Genomic DNA, 5487 nt, shown 5'->3' with positions numbered 1-5487 from the left:
CGCCGCCACCTGCTCCACGGTCTCGCCGTCGCGCGTGCGCGCCTCCGCGCATCCGTACGCGGTGGCAAAGAGCAGTGACTGCCGCCCGGCCAGCACGCGGACGGAGGGGCCCAGCAGCCGCGCGGCCTCGCGCACGTCCTTGCCCAGCACGTCCGGCGTGACCGTGCCGGGAAAGCGCGATCGCACCTCGATGTAGTCGCGGTGGGTGTAGAAGTAGAAGTCGTGGTCCAGGAAGAACACGCCGCCGCCAAAGTTGAACGGTCCGCCCTCTTCCGTCTCTCCCGTGGAGCAGGGGAGCCGCCGCTTTACCTCGTCCATGGAGGCGGTGGGCGCGACGCCGTTCAGCGTCCCGCCGCGCAGGTCGAACGCCAGCCGCGCGCAGCCGGCGGCAGCGGGTTGCGCCGGGGGCGCGGACGGGGGCGTACACGCGGCAAAGACGGCCAGCACGGCGCACGCGGTGGCGGCGCGGACGGTGGATGGGCGCATGATGGGGACGGATGATGGAGGTCGATGATCCACGCCGCGCGGGCCGCGGCACCGGGCGGGGTCGACGGGATTCCAGCCCGGGATTCCCGCCGCCGAACGTACACGCGGCGGAATGGCCCTCCAAGCAAACGTTTGGATTTGGCCGGGCGTCAGGCCAGCACCCGCAGGCGGCCGGGGTGGATCTCGATGTGCACCTCGCGCGCCGCGTCGGCGATGATCTCGCCGTCCGCGTGGACGGGGAGCCCGTCGGGGCTCGTCACGCGCACGCGGCGGGCGCGGTGCATGTGCACGCAGCGGGCTCCCACGTGCGTGCCCCGCATCACCCGCGGGAGAAAGCGCAGGATGCCGAGCGTGCCGAGCGCATCGCACATGCACAGGTCCAGCACGCCGTCGTCGATCTCGGCGTCCGGGCAGATCCAGAACCCGCCCCCGTGCCGCCCGCCGTTGCCTACCGTGACGAGCGTCATGGGCGCATCCGCCAGCCGCTCGCCGTCCACCTCCACCGTCATCCGCGGCGGGCGAAAGACGCGCAGCACCTTGGCCAGCGCGTCCAGGTACATGAAGATGCCGCGAAAGCGCCGGCCGCGGTCCACCTCGATGGCCACGCGCGCGTCCAGCCCGATCCCCACGCCGTTGCTGAACCACTGGCCGTTCACGCGGCCCACGTCCACCGCGCGGGGCGCCGCGGACGTCAGCCGCCGCACGGCCTGCGCCGGGTCCGTGGGCACGCCCGCCAGCCGCGCGAAGTCGTTGCCGCTCCCCACGCCCACGATGCCCAGCGGCACGGACGGGCCGCCGTCCGCCGCGTGCATCAGGCCGTTGACCGTCTCGTGCACGGTGCCGTCCCCGCCGACGGCGACGACGGCGGGCCAGCCGTCGCGCGCGGCCGCCTGGGCCAGTTCCGCCGCATGCCCCCGCCGCGCCGTCTGCACGATGGTGTGCGCCGCGCCGATGCGCGCCATCTCGGCATCCACCAGCGACAGGGCGCGCGCGGCGGCGCCCCGTCCGGCGGCGGGGTTCACGATCACGTAGAAGCGGTCGATGGGCATGGGGCGGCGGATGGGCGGGGCGACGGAGTGGATGGCGCAGCAGCATCGCCGCGCCGCGCGGTAGACGCAAGGGCGGCGTGCGCGCGGGGGCGGGGCCGCGTACCTTCCGCCGTCGGCATCAACGGAATTCGAGGGAGCGGATGGGATACCTGTACGTCGCGATCGCGGCCGCGCTGTGGGGGCTGCTGGGCCCCGTCACGCGCATTGCCCTGGACGAGGGGATGGACGCGGTGGAGGTCGCCGTCTGGCGCGCCTTGCTGGCGGCGGGGATCTTTGCCGTGCACGCCGTCGTCATCCGCCGCGTGCGGCTGGAGCGGCGCGACCTGCCCAGCGTGATCGCGTTCGGCGTGGTGGGCGTGGCGGGGCTGCTGGCGTGCTACTCGCGCGCGGTGGAGACGGGCGGCGCCGCCCTGGCGGCCATCCTGCTCTACACGGCGCCCGTGTGGGTGGCCGTGCTCTCCGCGCTGTTCCTGGGCGAGCGGATGACGGGCCGCAAGCTGCTGGCGCTCGCCGTGGCCACGGCCGGCGTGGCGGGCATCGCGGCCACCAGCGGGGACGGCGGCATCCGGCTCACGCCCGCGGCGCTGGGGTGGGGACTGGCGTCGGGCGTGGCGTACGCGCTGTACTACCTGTTCGGCAAGCGCTACTTCGACAAGTATCCCACGGCCACCCTCTTCATCTACGCGCTCCCCGTGGGCGCGATCGCCATGCTGCCCATGGCGCGCTGGACGCACAAGACGCCGGCCGCCTGGGGCGCGCTCGTCTTTCTGGCCGTGGTTTCCACGTACCTGGCGTACCTCTTCTACAGCGCCGGGCTGCGCCGCGTGGAGGCCACGCGCGCGTCCACCGTCGCCACCGTGGAGCCCGTCGTGGCCGCCGTCGCCGCCCTGCTGATGTGGAACGAGCGGCTGAGCGCGGCCGGCTACGCCTGCGCCGCCGTGGTGCTGCTGGGCGTGCTGCTGATGGTGGGCGCGGGCGGCGAGCGCGTGGACGAGCCGCCCCACGCCTGACCGTCAGGCCACGTTCTCCCGCACCTCCGGCTGGATGAGCGAGGCGAGCTCCGTCAGCCGCACGCCGATGGCAAAGAGGGCGCGGATCAGCAGATCACACGACGCGCGGGGATGCCCCGCCTCCATCTTGGCGACCCGCGACTGGCTGGAGCCCAGGAGATCGGCCACCTGCTGCTGAGTGAGCCCCTGCTGGATGCGCTTTTCCCGCAGCGCGCGGCTGAGGATGATCGCAAGGTCGATGTAATCGATCTCCGCGTTGCTCAGCCCCAGGAACGACTGCGCGTCGCCGAACACCCAGCCGTCCGCCTCGAGCCGCTTCTGCGTTTCCGCGTCCATCAGCGTGCCTTTCGTTTCTGGTCGTACCGCTTCAGCCGCCACTGGCATGTCTGGATCACGTGTAGGGGCGTGGTGCGCGTCGTCTTGCGAAACACTTCCACGATCAGGATGGCATCCGCATCAACGCGGTAGATGATGCGCCAGTCCACCTCGCCATCGGCCGCGCGCAGCTCGTGGCACCGCTCCCCGATGCCCGGCATGGGACGGGACAGCGGCATCGCCAGCCGCTCGCCCACCTGCACCCGGCGGATCAGTCCTCCCGCGTACCGCCGACCCTCATCTGAAAAGGGCGGAGTCTTGACCGCGCCGCCAAGCCACAGGGCCGGCTTGGGACTGAGTGCCCAGCTTGTCCGCATTGTCAATATATGTCCGGTGTGACATATCGGCAAGAACCTCGTCTCTTCCCCCTCACCCCAGCCAGAGCGCGGAGTGGACGGGCGACGGTAACACCGTGGACGAGCGGGCGGAAGTCTTTCGGGTTTGTAAGTCGATGCCTGTTCGCACGTTGGCGAAATCGGGCCGATTTGTGCGGTCGCTGTCCAGTCCGGATCGGCACCGATGGGACAGGGATGAACCGAGCCCCACCCGGCGGTCTGCCGGGTGGGGCTCGGAACGTCGGCGGAGAGGTTTCCGCCGGACGGAGAGGCGGTCGCTTACGCGGTCGCGAGGCGGCCGGTACGGGCGGTCGCGGCGCCGCGGCGGGCGGCCAGCACGTTGTCTACCGCGAAGGCACCGCCGCCGGCCAGCGCCAGACCGGTGAGCCCCGCCAGCAGCATGAGCGGGAACTCGTACCCGTTGGGGTTGAAGAAGCCCGCGCCCAGGTGCACCTGCAGGATGGCCACGATCATCGTCACCGCCAGGGGGACGGAGATGTACCGCGTAGCCAGCCCGGCCACGAGCGCCAGCCCGCCCAGCAGCTCCAGCAGCCCCACGAACGGCCCCATCACCCCGGCGAGCGGAATGCCCATCTGCGCAAAGCCGGCCGACGTGCCCTCGAAGCCCCAAACGAACACCTTGGTCCAGCCGTGCATGAAGAACACGATGCCGGTCACCACGCGGATGACGGTAAGGCCCAGGTCGCCGTAGCGGCTGTCGCGAACGCTCATTGCTCTTTCTCCTGTGATGCGGGCGTGCGTCTCACGCCCGGGCGGGTCCGGCGCCGGATCACCTGGTGTGATGCGGCTATTCGTTTCAACAAACATCTGGGCGGACGAAACCGCTCAGGCGCGGTCCCGGGCCTCCTCCAGCAGGGCCACCAGTGTGCGCAGCTTTTCCTCGCCCAGGTGGGCCAGCTGCCCCACGTGCAGCTCGTGCAGGGGCGCGTCCAGCGGCTGCAGGGCCTCCAGCCCGGCCGGCGAGATGCGGGTCCACACCACGCGCCGGTCCTCGGTGCAGCGCCAGCGCTCCACCAGCCCCCGCTTTTCCAGCCGGTCCACCAGGCGCGTGACGTCGGGGTCGCGGGTGATCATCCGCTCGCCGATGTCGCTGGCCGTGAGCCCCCGCTCGCCCGCGCCGCGCAGAATGCGAAGCACGTTGTACTGCGGCGGCGTGAGCTGATGGGCCCGCAGCAGGTCGCCGATCTCGTCGGACAGCGCGTTGGCCGTGCGCTGCACGTTCAGGTACGCCTCTTCTTCCAGGCTCCCGATCGGCGTGCTCTGCTTGATCTCCCGCTGAATGCGCCCCGTCATGGCACTGCTCCCGTGTCCGTCGTTTCTGAGCACAAGGATAATCGTTGCGACGGATATCGTCAAGGGAGTTGCTGCGGATCCCTGCCGATTCTCTTCCCAGTGCGGGGTAACTCATTGTGAAACAAGCGTTGTCATCTTTGAGGGAATCCCCGCCTGGAACCCTGAATAGAAAGTCAGGGCCAAGCTCGTGCGTGGAGGCGTGCCCCGCGCGAACGCTCCCTCCGGGCTCGCGGAGCTCGCCCACCTCCCCCAAAAACCCTGGGGGAGGTTGAACGGCGCGGCTTTCATCCCACATCAGGATGACGATTCCGGTGGAGGATAGAAGGAAAACTGCGTCGCGTGATCCGTCCCCGGCTGTCATTCTGAAGGAGGCGCCGTCGCGGTCTAACCCGTGCACGATGGCGCCGAGTGAAGAATCTGGTCGCGCCGCGCCCGGCACCCGCCCGTGCACGAACCCCTCGCGCGCGAACTCAGCGCGCGGGCGGGATCCCGCACTCCGGCGACCAGATTCTTCGGCCGCTCGGCGCCTGATCCATCCAGCCCGGGATAGAGCCAGTTGGCGCCGATCGGCCTCAGAATGACACGCACGGGCGAGCATTGAACAGACGGAGGCGCGGCGGATGGGCATCCGCCGCGCCTCCTTCATTCTCGGCGATCAGCGCGTCACCCGCGGCGGGCGCGGACGCGGTAGCGGCGGCCGTCGTGGATCACGTCCACCTCCTCACCCTGCGCGAAGTACTGCGCCAGCGCGGGGATGCGGCGGATCAGCGCGTAGTACTCCTCCGAGGCGAAGTCCACCTCCGTCGTCGGCACCCGCGTGCTGTCCGAGATCTCGGCATCCGTCCACACGGCGCCGCGCTGGTAGAACGTCCGCGCGCCCACCCGCCGCACGGCCTCCTGCGACGTGCCCGTGACGAC

At 70.8% G+C, this 5487-nt stretch carries 8 protein-coding genes; 1 reads left to right on the top strand and 7 read right to left on the bottom strand.

Features of this window, described 5'->3' with window-relative positions:
- On the bottom strand, positions 1 to 486 hold a 486-nt coding region (locus VFZ20_RS32125), incomplete at its 3' end, for a hypothetical protein (RefSeq protein WP_329688069.1).
- A gap of 149 nt (positions 487 to 635) precedes the next feature.
- Entirely contained in the window at positions 636 to 1535 is a 900-nt protein-coding gene (locus tag VFZ20_RS32120; protein WP_329688068.1) for a diacylglycerol kinase family protein, read from the bottom strand.
- A gap of 140 nt (positions 1536 to 1675) precedes the next feature.
- On the opposite strand from VFZ20_RS32120, the gene VFZ20_RS32115 reads away from it, so the two are divergent.
- Positions 1676 to 2545, top strand: a complete 870-nt coding sequence (locus tag VFZ20_RS32115; RefSeq protein ID WP_329688067.1) for a DMT family transporter — start codon at positions 1676 to 1678, stop codon at positions 2543 to 2545.
- A 3-nt stretch (positions 2546 to 2548) separates the two neighbouring features.
- Here VFZ20_RS32115 and VFZ20_RS32110 read toward each other — a convergent pair whose 3' ends face one another.
- The 5 genes from VFZ20_RS32110 to VFZ20_RS32090 all read right to left on the bottom strand — a co-directional run.
- Entirely contained in the window at positions 2549 to 2881 is a 333-nt protein-coding gene (locus VFZ20_RS32110) for a helix-turn-helix transcriptional regulator (RefSeq protein ID WP_329688066.1), read from the bottom strand.
- Positions 2881 to 3237, bottom strand: a complete 357-nt coding sequence (locus VFZ20_RS32105) for a type II toxin-antitoxin system RelE/ParE family toxin (protein ID WP_329688065.1) — start codon at positions 3235 to 3237, stop codon at positions 2881 to 2883. The genes VFZ20_RS32110 and VFZ20_RS32105 overlap by 1 nt, the downstream gene beginning before the upstream one ends.
- A 297-nt stretch (positions 3238 to 3534) precedes the next feature.
- On the bottom strand, positions 3535 to 3987 hold the full coding sequence (locus VFZ20_RS32100; protein ID WP_329688064.1) for a DoxX family protein: 453 nt from the start codon (positions 3985 to 3987) through the stop codon (positions 3535 to 3537).
- 114 nt (positions 3988 to 4101) lie between these two features.
- Positions 4102 to 4569, bottom strand: a complete 468-nt coding sequence (locus tag VFZ20_RS32095) for a MarR family transcriptional regulator (RefSeq protein ID WP_329688063.1) — start codon at positions 4567 to 4569, stop codon at positions 4102 to 4104.
- Between the two features lie 663 nt (positions 4570 to 5232).
- Positions 5233 to 5487: hypothetical protein (locus VFZ20_RS32090; protein WP_329688062.1), on the bottom strand; the 255-nt coding region annotated here is incomplete at its 5' end.

This window comes from Longimicrobium sp., assembly GCF_036280135.1.
Classification (GTDB): Bacteria; Gemmatimonadota; Gemmatimonadetes; order Longimicrobiales; family Longimicrobiaceae; genus Longimicrobium.
Note: the sequence above shows the minus strand (reverse complement) of the source record. Positions and strands in the feature narration are given on the sequence as shown.

Bases quoted from the DNA above. Each gene is read 5' to 3' on its own strand.
- VFZ20_RS32120 (WP_329688068.1), bottom strand. From the start codon at position 1,535: ATGCCCATCGACCGCTTCTACGTGATCGTGAACCCCGCCGCCGGACGG.
- VFZ20_RS32115 (WP_329688067.1), top strand. From the start codon at position 1,676: ATGGGATACCTGTACGTCGCGATCGCGGCCGCGCTGTGGGGGCTGCTG.
- VFZ20_RS32110 (WP_329688066.1), bottom strand. From the start codon at position 2,881: ATGGACGCGGAAACGCAGAAGCGGCTCGAGGCGGACGGCTGGGTGTTC.
- VFZ20_RS32105 (WP_329688065.1), bottom strand. From the start codon at position 3,237: ATGCGGACAAGCTGGGCACTCAGTCCCAAGCCGGCCCTGTGGCTTGGC.
- VFZ20_RS32100 (WP_329688064.1), bottom strand. From the start codon at position 3,987: ATGAGCGTTCGCGACAGCCGCTACGGCGACCTGGGCCTTACCGTCATC.
- VFZ20_RS32095 (WP_329688063.1), bottom strand. From the start codon at position 4,569: ATGACGGGGCGCATTCAGCGGGAGATCAAGCAGAGCACGCCGATCGGG.